The 14,846-nt window shown below is 62.6% G+C and carries 10 protein-coding genes; 7 read left to right on the top strand and 3 right to left on the bottom strand.

Annotation, left to right across the window (positions count from 1 at the left end):
• Positions 1–29 precede the first annotated feature (29 nt).
• The 3 genes from OKA04_RS05630 to OKA04_RS05620 all read right to left on the bottom strand — a co-directional run bounded on the left by OKA04_RS05630 (position 30) and on the right by OKA04_RS05620 (position 3,412).
• Complete coding sequence (locus tag OKA04_RS05630; RefSeq protein WP_264500159.1) at positions 30–1,427, bottom strand: hypothetical protein; 1,398 nt, start codon at positions 1,425–1,427, stop codon at positions 30–32.
• Positions 1,428–1,578: 151 nt separating this feature from the next.
• Complete coding sequence (locus OKA04_RS05625; protein WP_264500158.1) at positions 1,579–2,988, bottom strand: hypothetical protein; 1,410 nt, start codon at positions 2,986–2,988, stop codon at positions 1,579–1,581.
• Positions 2,989–3,034: 46 nt separating this feature from the next.
• Positions 3,035–3,412 carry a VOC family protein gene (locus tag OKA04_RS05620; protein WP_264500157.1) on the bottom strand — a complete coding sequence of 126 codons (378 nt, stop codon included), beginning with the start codon at positions 3,410–3,412 and terminating at the stop codon, positions 3,035–3,037.
• A 143-nt stretch (positions 3,413–3,555) separates the two neighbouring features.
• Here OKA04_RS05620 and OKA04_RS05615 point away from each other — a divergent pair, with 143 nt between their 5' ends.
• The 7 genes from OKA04_RS05615 (at position 3,556) to OKA04_RS05585 (ending at position 14,707) form a co-directional block, all read left to right on the top strand.
• On the top strand, positions 3,556–4,008 hold the full coding sequence (locus OKA04_RS05615) for a universal stress protein (protein WP_264500156.1): 453 nt from the start codon (positions 3,556–3,558) through the stop codon (positions 4,006–4,008).
• Positions 4,009–4,257: 249 nt separating this feature from the next.
• A complete protein-coding gene (locus tag OKA04_RS05610; RefSeq protein WP_264500155.1) occupies positions 4,258–4,767 on the top strand; it encodes a hypothetical protein in 510 nt (169 codons plus the stop codon).
• Between the two features lie 777 nt (positions 4,768–5,544).
• Positions 5,545–7,320, top strand: a complete 1,776-nt coding sequence (locus OKA04_RS05605) for a choice-of-anchor tandem repeat GloVer-containing protein (RefSeq protein WP_264500154.1) — start codon at positions 5,545–5,547, stop codon at positions 7,318–7,320.
• Between the two features lie 151 nt (positions 7,321–7,471).
• Positions 7,472–8,803 (top strand): allantoinase AllB, encoded by a 1,332-nt coding sequence (gene allB / locus OKA04_RS05600; RefSeq protein WP_264500153.1) that lies wholly within the window; start codon positions 7,472–7,474, stop codon positions 8,801–8,803.
• An 8-nt stretch (positions 8,804–8,811) separates the two neighbouring features.
• The gene (allE, locus tag OKA04_RS05595; RefSeq protein ID WP_264500152.1) at positions 8,812–9,552 is read left to right on the top strand and encodes a (S)-ureidoglycine aminohydrolase; all 741 of its coding nucleotides are present in this window, start codon (positions 8,812–8,814) and stop codon (positions 9,550–9,552) included.
• 21 nt (positions 9,553–9,573) lie between these two features.
• Positions 9,574–10,008, top strand: coding sequence for a hypothetical protein (locus OKA04_RS05590; protein ID WP_264500151.1), 435 nt, complete (start codon positions 9,574–9,576; stop codon positions 10,006–10,008).
• Between the two features lie 118 nt (positions 10,009–10,126).
• Positions 10,127–14,707 (top strand): LamG-like jellyroll fold domain-containing protein, encoded by a 4,581-nt coding sequence (locus OKA04_RS05585; protein WP_264500150.1) that lies wholly within the window; start codon positions 10,127–10,129, stop codon positions 14,705–14,707.
• Positions 14,708–14,846: the final 139 nt, after the last annotated feature.

Below are 14,846 nucleotides of genomic sequence, written 5' to 3'. Positions count from 1 at the left end.
GGACCCATGCAAGCTGGGATGCCCGCCGGTCATGGTGCGTCCAGCGTGACGCGCATCTTCGGCTTGGCCCCCGCTGACGGCTGATCTCCCGGCGCATCGAGCTCCTGCCAATCTCCCGGCTTCAAGGTGATGACGCCTTTCCATGGCTCGTGACCCCTGCCCTTGAAACTCCCATGGTAGCTGACCTTCACACTCGCCTCCTCCCCTTCCACCTCAGGCGCGATCTGAAAGGTCTGCACGTCCTCCTCCCCGTCCTTTCCCGGCCGGGTCAGCGCGATCATGGATTTGAAGCCATCGCCAGCGCGCAAGGCCCAGTTTCCCGAGCGCTCATCCGTCTCGCAAAGAATGGTCAACGGAGGACCGGGGATCATCGACTCGAGCTCGCGTGCGATCACCTGATGAGCCGCCTCCGGACCGACGAAGACCAGTTGCCCGGTTCTCGTTTCGATCCCGACGAAAAACCCCGGAGCCTTCGGATCGATCCCGAGCTCTTCCAAGACTTCGTCTCTAACATCACAAAAGGAGCCATGGATCCACTCCCGCAGATGCTCGGGTGCCTGCAGATCCGCGGGCGGCGACACCTTGGAAAAAGGGGGTGGAGCCTGATAGACCGCAATCGACAGATCCTCCGCCAAGCGCTGACGCCCGAACATGGGCTGCCCCATCTCCACCTCGCTCCACGGCTGCGGCGCTTTTCCTCCGATCTCGATCCAGCGGGCCTCGGTAGGGCGAGCATCACCAATGGTGTCCTGGCTAACAGTGGCGCGAATCTCCCAGCCACTGTCTCCGCTGCCATGTCGGGCGATCAAGTACTCTTGATCGTTTCTCCCTTCGAATTCGCCTACGACATACCAAGTCAGATCTCCTCCCGGCTGCTTCCAGGAGATTGAATAACGCAGGTAGGAGGACTCTGGACGGAGAGCAGGATCAAGCTCGATATCCACGTCCTCGATCCGGGTTTTGATCATGTCGCCAAACGCCTGTGAATGCACCGGCAGCACCGTGGTGGCTGGTCCTCGCTTCAGCTCGAACTTCGTCAGCCACCGCCTCGGCAGCATGTCATAGCCGCACGTCCGCTGTGCCTCGAGGATCTCGAAGTATCCACCCCGCGCCACCAGCATCCCGGAGCGCGAATTCCAAACCGCCCAGTCCCCGCCCCATGGCTTCTTGCTTTCCGCGTCCTTGTCCTTTTCGTCAAAGGGATCCTGAAGGTCACCACCGCCCCAAAGCAGGTTCGACACATCCCAAAGCTCATCCCCGGGCTCGAAGAACCCTGACTCCCCGGGCTGCTGCTCCAGCTTCCGGACCTTGTCGTTGGCCTGATAGTCCGGGGCGAAGTGCTCGACCGGCACCTTCCACGCCACGGTGATGGATGCGTCCGCGCATGCGCAGAAGACCAGCAGCGCCCAAACAAAAATACGGACCATGGCATCGAGGCTGACTCATCAGCCCGGGTGCCACAAGAACTGAGAAGGACGCCAATCAGCGCTCGAGGAAGACGTCATTTCCCCGCAGCTTGAGGATGGCGAGCATGGCATCCTTGATGCGCCCATCTGCCCCCGTGGGAAGGCGGGGCGGTCAATTCTCCAAGACGGTTAGGATCGCCTTCGCTCTCTTTCCGTCTGCCAACTGGCCCGCGATTTCCTGCGGTTTGCCGAGTTCCAGTGTGGTCGAGGACTTCAGGTGACCAGTTCGAACGCCTTTGATGAAAACATCGAAGTCATAGCTAAGTTCGGCGATCTCGTCACGATCCCCAGCCAGCGGTTCGATCTTGAATGAAGGACCTCCGTCCTTATCGCCTTTCCCAAGAGTAATCAGAGCCTCCTCTCCGCTGCGGCAGGTTAATCCCCAACCACCCACCTCTGGATTGGTTTCTATCCAAAGAGTCATCGGCACGGAGCGATCCCAAAGCCCCGCAAGGTAGCTGCCCATGGCGTCTTGATCTTCAGCCGCTGCCACAACAGTCAGCCTGCCGCTTCCCGGATCGAAAACGACCAGGGAGCCTTGTTCTTCAAACTTGAGTACATCACCCGCCAAAATTCCATGCAGATTGATGACGCGGCCTCTCACCCAGTCTGCATGGGTCGCCGGAGCCTCGATCAAAGGTAACTTCGTGAAATCAGAGCCGACACCGATTCCATCGAGCAGATAGGGTGAAAGAAGATAGCTCCGCACGACCAAGTCGTCTCCAATGCGGCCTTCCTTTGGATCGCCCCCAGACAATACAGGCCAGACCTGCACAGTTCCCTCGTTTTCGATCCAACGTGCCTCCTTAACGGGAACCCCATTGGAATATTCGGATTTTGCAGTGGCGAACAACTCCCAGCGCCCTTCCCCCTGGCCATGACAGGCCAACTTCTTCCGCTCACCATCTTTGAAGGTGACTGCGGAAGCCACCGCCCAAGGCGACTCCTTGTCCGGACCCGGCCACGAAACATGAAATCGCAAGTCCACCACACCGGAGGGAGCGCAAAGTGCGTCTAGGTCCGCCCCCAAGATTTTATCCTCCGCTGAAGCCCTTTCACCACTGTTGACCTTGGTTGCAAGGGACAGCGGTTCTTTCCCCGCAGTAACAAGTTCGATGCGGGTCTCGACCATCATCGGCAGCTCGTCGAAACGGATCAGCCTTTGGGCGGCTAAAATATCGTTCCAAGAGCCACAGGCCACCACCATCCCGGAGCGGGCGTTCCAGACCAGCCACTCGCCATACCAAGGCTGATCGAGTTTGGTCTTCTGCGGCTCCGCAAACGGATCATCCCCTTCCCGAAACGGTGGTGAGACCAAGTACGTCAGGCCCTTGGAAAGATCCCAAAGCTCATCCCCGGGCTGGAGGAAATCGGAATCTCCCGGTGGCTTCTCCAGCTTCCGGATCCTGTCGTTGGTCTTGTAATCCGGTGCGAAGTGTTCGACCGGAATTTTCCAAGCCGCCGTGATTGAGGCCTCCACGCAGGCGGAAAGAAAAAGCAGCGCCCATAGGATCCGAGCCATGGCATCCAAGTTGCCGGGACGGGCAGGGCGCTGCAAGCAGCGAACCTTATGCGCGCTCCAGAATCTCCACCTCGTAGCCGTCCGGGTCGGTGACGAAGGCCATCTTCCGCTCGCCGGAGGAGAATTTCTCACGCCAGCCGCCGGGCCAGATCTCGATGCCGGCCTTTTCCACGGAGTCGCAGTATTCGATGATGTCCGGCACGCCGAGGCAGGTGTGCATCAGGTCTTCCGGGCACTTCTCCGTGTAGTCGGGCGAGTAGCAGAGCTCGAGGAAGACGTCATTTCCCGGCAGTTCGAGGAAGGCGAGCTTGTTTCCCTGCGGCGAGTCCTGGCGGCGCGCGTCGGTGTAGCCGAGCTTCTTGTAGAAGGCGACGGAGGCTTCGATGTCGGCGACGCGGATGCGGGTGTGGAGAAACTTGATCATGACGGCGCGAGCATGGACGCGGAGCGGGCGGCTGTCATCCGCGGATCGCACGGGATCGATCATCCGCATGAACTCCCAAATCCGGCGCGCGGAACATCCGTCGGTGGCATTTCCCCGGATCCCGTGCTAACAGGTGACTCGCCATGAAAACCATCGTTGCCGCTGTCGATTTCTCGAACTCCACCCCGGGCGTGCTGGAGGCTGCCGTGAAGATCGCGCGGGCCTTTGACTCGTCGCTGCACCTGCTCCACGTGGTGGAGCCGGAGCCCAGCTACACCGCCTACGGCTTCACGCCGGACGAGTTTCCCGCCATCCACCTCTTCCAGGAAGAAGCCCGCAAGCGCGCCACCGCCCGCCTGCAGGATGCCCTTGCCCAGGTGGCCAGCGATGTCCCGGCGGCCGGGGTCCACCTTTCCGAAGGCAGCCCGCTCCACGCCATCCTCGACTACGTGGAAAAGACCGGTGCCGACCTCGTCATCGTGGGCGCGCACGGTCACGGAGCCGTGGCCGCCCTGCTGCTCGGCAGCGTGGCCGAGGGCATGGTCCGCAAGGCCGTGGTGCCCACACTGGTGATCCCCGCACCGGAGAAGGAGTGAGGCGAAAATGCCTCACGAATTCCTCCTCGCGCGCGATCAGCTCGTCGGGTAGCTTCATCCAGTGAACGAGCTGATCGAATCCGGTGATCCGCGGGCAAAGGTCGTGGGGAAGCCCAAGAAGCGCCAGCCGGGCTCGGAGTGCCTTGCGGCAGGAGGGCAACTCAACCGTATGGCCGCGAGACTGCGCCAGCGGCCGCTCCGGGTGAAACACGGTGTCTACCGCTTCCGATCGCACGAGGATGCTGACTCATGGATGATGGAGATTCAGATCCGCTGAATGAGACGCGTCCCCCGACCGACGACGATCTGGCCCGCCTGGCCGCGCGGCTGAATGAACTCGGTGTGGACTACGTCGTCGTGGGTGGATTTGCGATCATCTCCGCCGGCTATGTTCGTGCCACCATGGACATCGACCTGTTGATCGATGTCGGCGAAGAAAACGAACAGCGTGTGATCGAGGCATTGTCCGATCTACCCGAAAGAGCCGCTGCGGAACTTCGTCCCGGCGAGGTAGCGGATTACGTGGTCGTCCGTGTGTGTGACGAATTCACCGTGGATCTCATGGCAAAGGCATGCGGCCTCAGCTATCGGGAGGTCGCCCATCTCATCGAGTACCGGGATCACTTGGGAGTGAGAATTCCATTCGCTTCGCCGAAGCTACTTTGGAAAACCAAGCAAACCCACCGTGAAAAGGACGCGGTGGATCGCATCTTCCTCCGCAAGCTGCTGGAGGACCGCGGCGAATGGCCGGTGGAATAAAAGGCCGCTTCTTCCATTGATCCGGCCCGCCTCCAGACGATACATGGAGTCATGGCAAAGCACTGTCCATCCTGTGGGTCAGTCATTTACAGCCGCAGGGCAAAGGTCTGCGGCGTGTGCTATGCGGAACTGCCCGCCATCCTCCGCCTGACCGGCGAGCAGGGAAAGGCCATCGCGGACCAATACAAGCAATCGGAGCAAAACATCCGTCGCATGGAGCAGGAGCAACGGGACGATCAAATGCGCCGAAGCTCTTTATAGAAAGGTCGGATTGGACTAACGCTTTCCAGCCTTTCCGGATCGTGATCCTCTTCCAAAGTCCTACGATATCCGAAGCCTGCTTCCGAAGCTCATAGCTTTCAGCCCCCGAACCAGCGCGATTGGCGGCTACAATTGTTCCCCCTCTCCACCATGAGGCTCCCGCTATCAAGGCTATTGATCGATGGAGGTGCTTTGCTTCACTAGGATTTCAAACTCCTCTAGCAAGGAATCCTAACCCATGTAAAACCTCGCCCAACCTCAACAACAAATCGGGGCAGTTCCAACTCAAGTCGCGCCTGCTCCCTCTCAGGATTTCTCTCCACTCGGCAGCGATAATTCACTCACCCATCGTTATTTATGACCTTGGACCAAAATCACAACTTCGAGCAAAACACTGTTACACTTTAACTCAAAGAGAGTTAATTCAATCTGGCACGTAAATCCATCGGAAAAACCTCTTTTAGAGGATCAATAAATTTCTTGTTAGCTCACCTCCGCCCCCTAACCTCCCGGCGCATGCGCACGCAGATTCTGTTATCCCTTCTTTTTGTGACCTTGGCTCCCTTAATCCAGACTTTGCGTGCTGATGAGCCTGTATTTGAGATCATCGAGACGATCAAAACCAAATTCAATCCGATAGGAGACATAGTAAGCGGCGGCGACGGCTACTTCTACGGAGCAGTTCGCTGGGCAGACCAGTATAGAGGCGGAGCAATCATCCGGGTAGCACCACAACAACCCGTGGAAATTATCCACGCATTTTCGTTTCAGCAGTCATGGCCTGTGCCAAATAGCGGGGGATCGAGCCCTACAACTGGTCTGACAAAAGGTGCAGACGGTGCATTTTACGGAGTCACCCAAGGTGGCGGAGCTTACGGCTGGGGAGTTATTTACCGTATCACCCGCGAAGGGGACTTCAGTGTCATCCTGGATGTCAGTGACACCCATGCCAATGGAATCGATCACCTGATCGCTGGTCCCGACGGATTTCTTTACGGAGCCGGGAACTATGGCGGCCTCTACAACGGAGGAAGACTTTTTCGCGTTAGCTTGGGAGGCAATTTTGAGAATCTCTATGACTTCCCTGCGCATGTCGAACCGTCCGGGCCGAGATCCATCCGTTTTGGCCCCGGAGGCAAGCTCTATGGGATGACCATTGGAGGAACCTTATATCGCTATGACGGAGACAATAAGATAAGTCAAATCGCAAACGTTTGGGAGAGAGGGCTCCGCTCCACGCCACAATTCACTCCCACGTTCGACGGCTTCTATGTTACGACCAATTGGCAACTCCTTCACGTTAGTCTCACCGGAGAAAAGACCATTTTGGGCGATTTCGAGGAAGACAACATGGGAGACGACATTCACCCGGTAACCAGCTTTGCAACTCCTCACGGTCTGATCGGCATCACCTACCAAGGAGGAGAGCACGATAACGGATTCATTTACAGCCATGTCCCAGGACAAGGCATGAGATATCTCTATCAACTTGGACCAGAGTTCAATTCGACAGTATGCACGCTCGGTCAGAGCCATGATGGAACGATTTATGGCCTAGCTCCCCTAATCGAGAGATCTGCCGGCTCCCGCATGGCCTCCTCGGAAGCGCACGAGGTGACCTCTCGCGATGAGAAGGCGAAGGGTGCTCAAAAAACCAAAGCAAGTGGCCAGTCATTCCGGCTCCGCAACCCTGCCGCGTCCACTTCCAATTTCTTTCCTCTCACCGAGGATGAAACGGTGATACTTCCTGAGAAGGCAAAGAACGGCGTACGAAAGGTGGTTGTCCAAGTCCTGGCCAACGACCGTGATCCTGATCGAGACCCACTGAGCTTGACCGGAGTGAGCGGAGGCGGAGCCGGAAAAATCGAAATTACCCATATCAAGGGAAAACAATCCCTGCTGTTCGCAACCGAAGAAATCGACCCTCAAAGCAGAAAAATTGTTTATCAGGTGGCTGATGGCAAGGGTGGCGAATCCACCGGCACGCTTCACCTTCTTTCGTCGGGAAGAGGCTCCTATGCTGGCACCGCATCCAGCGGAAGTCATACCGGTCAGATGGCCATCACTGTCGGTGCCGGGAATAAATGCAATGTAAGCCTGATCGTGGCCGGGGTCCGCTACTCTGGAAAAGCATCACTGGATTCCAGTGACGAAGCAACCGTCCGACTGAAGGCAAAGGGCGTTGCGCCAGCGATGGCGCGGCTCAGATTGGAACGCGGAAACTCTCGCCTTCTCAAGGCTGCTATCTCCATGAACGGAGCTCTTCTGAACATCGATTGCACGCCAAAGTAACTGCCTCCTTTGCTTTCACAAAGACCGCGTTGTGCAAAGCAATTCAACTAGCCGCTGATCCCCACGGGCACTGCGGTGACGAGAAACTGAGCCGCCCGGAGAGATTTGCCGTGGCACAGGGAGGGGCGGTAGCCTTTCTTGGGTGCCTCCGATGAGCGAGTTCGATACGATCCTGCGCCAAGCCTCCGTCGTCACGGACGATGGCGTGCGGACGCTCGACGTGGGGATCTCCGGGGAAATCTTCGCCGAAATCGCCGAGAATCTGGCGGGCTCCTGCGAACTGGAGATCGATGCCACGGGCAAGGTGCTCTTCCCCGGACTGGTGGATGCGAATGTCCGCTTCAACGAGCCCGGCCGCACCGAGTGGGAGGGCTTTGCCACCGGCTCCGCCGCCCTCGCCGCAGGGGGCGGCACGTCCTTCATCGACATGCCGGTGAATTCCTCGCCGCCGGTGCTGGATCTCGCCAGCTTCGCGGCAAAGCGGCGGGCGGGCGAGGCCCACAGCCGCCTCGACTTCGCGCTGTGGGGCGGGCTCACGCCAGACTCCCTGCCGCACCTGGCAAACCTCGCCCGTGCCGGCGTCACCGGCTTCAAGGCCATCCTCTGCCCCAGCGGGCTCGATGATTTCTCCGCCGCGAATGAAGGGACGCTCCGCAAGGGCATGCATGTCGCAGCGGAATTCCACCTGCCCGTGGCCGTCCACGCGGAGAGCCAGGCGGTGATCGCCGCTCACCAGCGGGAGTTCCCCGTCCCCCGCCCCGGCACCATGGCGGACTGGCTGGCATCGCGACCGGTGGCGGCGGAGATCGCGGCGATCGAGATGGCGCTCGCCTGCGCACGGGACACCGGCTGCGCGCTGCACGTCATCCACGTGAGCGCGCCGGAAAGCATCGACCTGATCCATGCCGCCAGGCGCGAGGGCATCAATGTGACCGCGGAGACCAGCCCGCACTACCTGCTGCTCGACCGCGCGGCCGCGGAAGGCATCGGCCCCGCCGCGAAGTGCGCGCCGCCGCTGCGCTGCACCGGCACGCTCGACGGGCTCTGGCGCGTGCTCGCCGCCGGGGAGATCGACTCGATCAGCTCCGCCCACTCGCCCGCACCGCCCGAGCTAAAGGATGGCGGCGACATCTTCTCGATGTGGGCGGGCATCGCGGGGTGCCAGCATGGCTTCCCGCTGCTCGTCGAGCGCGCACTGCAGGAGACGACGTGGCAACGGCTTGCCGCCCTGTTTTCCACGAATCCCGCCCGGCGCTTCCGCCTGGATGGCCGGAAAGGCCGCATCGCACCCGGGCTCGATGCCGACTTCTGCTTGCTGGTTCCGGAGGAATCCACCATCGACGCGGGCGACCTGCTGACCCGCCACTCCCTCTCGCCCTACCTCGGCATGCGCAGCGCATGGCAGGTGGCGGCGACCTGGCTGCGCGGCCACCCGGTCTCGCCCGCGACGCACGGGCGCTTCCTCCTTCCCGACGATTCCTGATTTCTCCCATGACTCCTCTTTCCGGCCACACCCGCACCCGCGTCGCACTCCGCCACGCCCTCATCTCGCCCGATGGTCATGTGCCCGGCACCTTCCCCGGCTGGGATGGCGCCAGCGCCTACGTGCTCGTCTCCCCCGCCATGGGCTCGGATCTCTCGCAGATCCTCGTCGTCTATGAATCCGGCGGCGGCACCGCGTGGTTCCCCGCGGATGAAAACGAGCATGTCGTCTATGTGGAGAGCGGCGACTGTCGCGCGGTGTGGGACGATGGCGACGTGACCCTTACGCCCGGTGGCTTCCTCTTCGTCCCCGCGGAAAACGTGCTCGCCCTTCATGGCAGCGAGGGCACCCGGCTGCTCGTCTTCCGCAAGCTCTTCGAGCCCGTGGAGAATCTCGAGGCTCCGCCCGCCGCCCATGGCAATGCCGAGGACCTCCCCGGTGAGCCCCACCCCGGCAACGAAAGCATCCTCGTGAAAACGCTGCTGCCGCTCGACGCGCGCTACGACCTCGCGCTGAACATCGTCACCTGCCCGCCCGGCTCGGCCCTCCCCGCCGTGGAGACCCAGGTCATGGAGCACTGCGTGCAGATCCTCACCGGCCAGGGCCTCTACCGCCTCGACGAAAGCCACTACCCCGTCGCCGCCGGCGATGCCATCTGGGTCGCCCCGTATTGCCCGCAGTGGTTCGTCGCCACCGGGGATGAACCGGCGAGCTACCTCTACTGCAAGGACGTCCACCGGCTGCCGTAGATCACCGGCTGCACTCCGGTCATGTATCCACTCTCCTCCGCGATCGGCTCGCTCCGGATCGACCGCCGTTTCGATAGCACGGAGGAGATCTGGGAGGCACTGCTGGCGCGGACTCCGCGTGACAGGACGGAAGATCCCTTCTGGCGACACGAGGATCTTTTCGACGCGGCTTTCGAGCACCGCTTCGGACCGGCGGGCCGGGACACGGAATGGTGCGTCCTGACAATGCACCGCGATGTGTCGGCCTTCATGGCCACGATTTCCGCCAAGCATTTCGACGGAGACTTCGTCCGGCTGCTGCAAGACCTCCTGTCCGCCACCCTCCCGGACGAGCCCGTCTATCTCGGTGTCTATGAAGCCGGGGTGACGGACTATCACGGCCTGATTGCCAGCTTCGCGGTATTCCGGGACCGGCTGTGGGCTTGGACTCGGGGTGTAGCCGGAGACGGCGGCTGATTCACTCCCGGTCCGCGTAGATCACCCCGCCGCGCGCGGATAAAACCTGTTTGCCAATTCAAACAGGCATCTCTAAGGGTTTGATTTGCCGCACCCAACGGCGAATTCCCAAAAACCCATGTCCCTCAGCGCCCTCGTCCGGGCAGGTCGGTCCTTGTCCGCGACGTCCCTTGTTTGTGCGACCGCGAGCCTCATCGTGCTCGGAAGCATCCACGCCCAGCCCGGGCTCGATGCTCCCGAGGCCATCGGCCCGTACCTCAATGGCAACTTCCCCGCCACCGAGCCGAGCAATGCCGGCGAGTGGGCCGTGCAGGAGACCTACACCGGCATCAATATCAACCTGCCGATGCACCTGACCCCGTATCCGGGGACGAACAAGCTGCTGTGCGTGGCGAAAGAGGGCCGGATCTTCCTTTTCGAGGACAATGCCGCGGCGAGCACCACGGAGACCTTCCTCGACCTGCGCACGCGGACCTTCACCTCCAGCGATTGCGGGATGACGTGGCTGGTCTTCCACCCGCAATTCGGCACGGCGGGAAATCCGAACCGCGGCTACGTCTACGTCACCTACAAGTGGGCGCCCTCCACCGGCGGGGACGGGCATCAGGCCTACTGGCGGCTGTCCCGCTTCACCGTGCCGGATGGCTCGCAGGCCGCGGACCCGGCGAGCGAGCTGGTGATGATCCAGCAGTACGACCGCCAGGAATTCCACGACAGCGGCTGCATGCTCTTCGGCCCGGACGGCTACCTCTACGTCGCGGTGGGCGATGAAGGCGGCGCGAACGACCAGTACAACGTCGGCCAGAAGATCAACGAGCGCCTCTTCTCCGGCATCCTGCGCATCGACGTGGACAACAAGCCGGGCAACCAGCCCGTGACCACGCGCCGCCAGCCGCTGCAGATCGCCAGACCCACCGGCTGGCCGGTGAGCTACACCACCGGCTACTCGATCCCGGCGGACAATCCCTTCATCACGGAAGGAAAGGACTACCTGGAGGAATTCTACGCGCTCGGCCTGCGCCAGCCCTACCGCATCTCCTACGATGCCTCTAGTAATACGACGTGGATCGGCGAGAGCGGCCAGGACACTAGCGAGGAGCTGTGCATCCTGGCACCCGGCGCGAACTACGGCTGGCCCTTCCGCGAGGGCAGCGTCGCGGGGCCGAAGGCACAGCCCGCCGTCATCCACGGCACGCTCACGGAGCCGGTGTGGGACGTGCTCCACTCCTCCGGGCCGGATGGATGCCTCGTCGGCGGCTTCGTCTACCGCGGCGCGGCGCATCCGGACCTCACGGGGAAATACCTGACCGTGGACAATGTGAGCGGCCGCATCCGGTCCTTCACGCTGGCTGGAAATGCCGCGACCGCCACGCGCCTCGCGGACATGCCGAGCGGCAGCGTCTACAGCGGCACCTCCACCATCGGCAAGGACACCACGGGCGAGCCGGTCTTCATCAAGATCAACGGCACAGGCTCGCGCGGGCGCTTCATGAAGCTCGCTATGGTGCCTGCGGCCACCACGAACCCGGTGTGGTACCGCTTTGAGGACCAGCATCCATCTAACAGCTCGGGCTACGTCTCGGCCAATCCCGGCCATGCGACCGTCGATGTCATCGACAATGGCATCGCGATGCTCGCCGCCGACAATGGCACCACCTCTGCGAATGTCCGCTACTCCAGCCCGAACGGGCTGAGCCCCGCCGGAGCCACGGCGAACTCCGCCGGCGTCCGCATCGTGGGCACGGCGGGCACCGATGGCTACCCCGGCAACGCTCGCGGTGCGCTGGAGATGTCGGAGAATCTGGGACGGCTGGATGACTTCACCATCGAGCTGAGCTTCAAGCCCGCCGCGGGCACCCTCGGCAGCGGCTACCAGTGCTTCCTCGGGCTCGATGGCACCACGGGCGTCGTGCCAAATTCCCCTGCGGGCGCGGAGGCGGGCACGCCCATCCAGCCCTTCCGACTCATGCGCTGGGGCCGCAATGATGCCCTCGCGAATCCAGGTGTCCCGCTCGACCAAGGCGACCTCTTCCTCAATGTCCGCGTCCTGAATCCCGCGAACCAGCAGTGGCGCTCCCTCGCCATCGAGGTTTTCGACGACTCCACCTTCACCACAGCGGACCGGTGGTATCACCTCGCCATCGTCGGCCGCGTCTCCACCGGCACGCTGACCGTCTTCTCCTATGAAAACGGCAGCTACGTGCAGCGCGGGCAAGCCACCGGCTACACCGGGAATCTCCAGCCGGGCACCTGGACGATCGGCCGCGGGATGTTCAATGGCAACCTCGCCGACTGGGTGACGGACACGACCTTCGACGAAGTCCGCATCGCCAATGTCGCCCTGCCACAAAACCAATTCCTCTACGCGACACTGCCGTGGCAACCGGTGGTGGTCGTGGCGAATCCGCCGCGGCTGCTTTCCGAAACAGGAGCCTTCGCTGATCTAACAAGTCTCACGCCCGCGCCCGGCGTCATCCTCTACGATGTGAATTCCCCGCTGTGGTCGGATGCCGCGGCGAAGCTGCGCTGGATCGCGCTGCCGAATGACGGCACGCACGACACGCCGCAGGAGAAGATCGGCTTCGATCCCGAGGGGCCGTGGTCCTTCCCCGCAGGCACCGTCTTCATCAAGCACTTCGAGCTGCCGGTGGACGATGCGGACCCGTCCATCCGGAGGCGGCTGGAGACGCGCTTCATCGTGATGCCTCAGACCGGCGAGCCCTATGGCGTGACCTACAAGTGGCGCGCCGATGGCAGCGATGCGGAGCTGCTACCCGGCGGCCTGAGCGAAAGCATCACCATCGCGGAGGCGGGCGGCGGCACACGCGTGCAGCAGTGGGACTACCCGAGCCGCACGGACTGCCGCGTCTGCCACAATGCAAATGCAGGCCACGTGCTCGGCCTGAAGACCTGGCAGCTCAATGGCGACACGACCTACGACCGCACCGGCCGCACGGCGAACCAACTGGAGACGCTCGGCTCGCTCGGATGGTTCGACTCCGGCTACCGGCCGGAGCACTTGCCGTGGTTCCTGAAAGGCCACCGCCTGGACGATACGTCCGCCTCGCTGGAAGTACGAGTGAGATCGTACTTGGACTCGAATTGCTCGCAGTGCCACCAGCCGGACGGCGTGCGGGCACGCTTCGATGCGCGCTTCAGCACGCAGCTCGCCTCGCAGGGACTCATCCATGGCCCGCTTGTGGAGCCCGCGGATGAGGAGATCGTGATGCCGGGCGATCTCGCTCACTCGATGCTGAGGATACGCCACTCCAGCACGGGCCCGCTGAAGATGCCGCCGCTGGCGAAGAACGTCGTCGACGCGCAGGCCGCGCAGGTCATCTCGGACTGGATTCTCTCGCTGCCAGCCGCACCCGGCGTGGAGCTCGTCGCCCCGGCCAGCGCGGAGGGTGACTTCACCGTGGCCGTGCGGTTTTCGGAAGCCGTCACCGGACTCTCCGCCGCGGACTTCTCGGTCGGCGGGGGCGATGCCACCGGCCTCACCGGCAGCGGCGCGGACTACGTGCTGACCATCGCGCCGCGCCACGGAGCCCGCCAGGTGACCCTCGGCCTGCCCGCAAATGCCGCGCAGGCAAATGGCCATGGCAACTACGCCTCCGCCACGCACACCGTGACGATCAGCGACCCGGGCCTGCTCGCCTGGCTGAAGCTCGACGAGACGGCGGGCAGCTCCGCCATCGACAGCTCGCCGCAGGAAAACCACGCCACCCTGGTGGACATGGAGGCGGGCGACCGCATCCCCGGGAAATTCGGCGGCGCGCTGCGCTTCGACAGCACCGACGAGCGCGTCACCATGGCGAATGTCGCGCCGAATGACTTCACCGTCAGCTTCTGGATGCGCACCACCCGCGCCTTCCCCGTGACGGCAAATCCACCCTCGGGCATCGCCATCATCAATGCCGACAGCGGCGGGCCCACGAATGACTACCTCATCGCCGGCACCCGCGAGAATGGCATCAGCCGCATCTCCTTCCAGACCGGGAATGCCGCGGGCACGCCGAACATGATCCTCCACGCCACCAGCCCCGTGAATACCGGCGACTGGGTCCACGTCGCCTGCACCCGCGTGAAATCCAGCGGCGAGATGAAGATCTACATCAATGGCGTGCTGGAGGCCACTCGCACCGGCAGCCTGGACACGCTCGGCGCCAGCCCCGTGCTCGTCATCGGGGCCACGCCGGGCAGCGCCGCGACGAGCTATGAGGGCGATCTCGACCAGATCCGCATCCACGGCCGCGCTCTCGCCGCCGCCGAGGTGACGGATCTCTTTCTGGAAAGCGACGCCCTGCCGCCCTACGCGCAATGGCTGGCCGATCACCTGCCGGGCCTCTCGCACCTGCACGGCGACGACGCGGACCCGGATCACGATGGCACCGGGAACTTCGGCGAATTCGCCTTCGGCGGCGACCCGCTCTCGCCCGGCGTCTTCCCCGTCCCGCTCAACCGCGCCGCGGACGGCACGGTCACGCTCAGCTACCGGGCCCGCCGCGCACCCGCCGGGGCGATCTACCAAGTGCAAGTCGGCGACGACCTCACCGGCTGGACCGCCGCCGATCCCGACATCACCAGCGTCACCCGCACGCCCCTCGCGGACACGGACTATGAAACCGTGACCGTCACCTACCTCCCACCGGAGCAAACCGCGCGCCTCTTCTTCCGCATCCGCGCCAGGCCGGAGTAGGAGGGCAAGCACGAGCGCTAGGCAAGACACCGAGACAAGTGTTCCAAATTGTGAGCAAAGGAAGTGTGCTCCAACCTCTATCCCAATAATTGAAAGATCGTCACAGACCATCTCCCCAGACAAGAGGCTAAACGGATGC

The sequence above is a fragment of the Luteolibacter flavescens genome, assembly GCF_025950085.1.
Lineage (GTDB): Bacteria > Verrucomicrobiota > Verrucomicrobiia > Verrucomicrobiales > Akkermansiaceae > Haloferula > Haloferula flavescens.
This window is presented reverse-complemented; position numbering and strand designations above follow the sequence as displayed.

Coding starts and splice junctions, on each gene's coding strand:
- OKA04_RS05630 (WP_264500159.1), bottom strand. CDS start 1,427: ATGGTCCGTATTTTTGTTTGGGCGCTGCTGGTCTTCTGCGCATGCGCG.
- OKA04_RS05625 (WP_264500158.1), bottom strand. CDS start 2,988: ATGGCTCGGATCCTATGGGCGCTGCTTTTTCTTTCCGCCTGCGTGGAG.
- OKA04_RS05620 (WP_264500157.1), bottom strand. CDS start 3,412: ATGATCAAGTTTCTCCACACCCGCATCCGCGTCGCCGACATCGAAGCC.
- OKA04_RS05615 (WP_264500156.1), top strand. CDS start 3,556: ATGAAAACCATCGTTGCCGCTGTCGATTTCTCGAACTCCACCCCGGGC.
- OKA04_RS05610 (WP_264500155.1), top strand. CDS start 4,258: ATGGATGATGGAGATTCAGATCCGCTGAATGAGACGCGTCCCCCGACC.
- OKA04_RS05605 (WP_264500154.1), top strand. CDS start 5,545: ATGCGCACGCAGATTCTGTTATCCCTTCTTTTTGTGACCTTGGCTCCC.
- allB (WP_264500153.1), top strand. CDS start 7,472: ATGAGCGAGTTCGATACGATCCTGCGCCAAGCCTCCGTCGTCACGGAC.
- allE (WP_264500152.1), top strand. CDS start 8,812: ATGACTCCTCTTTCCGGCCACACCCGCACCCGCGTCGCACTCCGCCAC.
- OKA04_RS05590 (WP_264500151.1), top strand. CDS start 9,574: ATGTATCCACTCTCCTCCGCGATCGGCTCGCTCCGGATCGACCGCCGT.
- OKA04_RS05585 (WP_264500150.1), top strand. CDS start 10,127: ATGTCCCTCAGCGCCCTCGTCCGGGCAGGTCGGTCCTTGTCCGCGACG.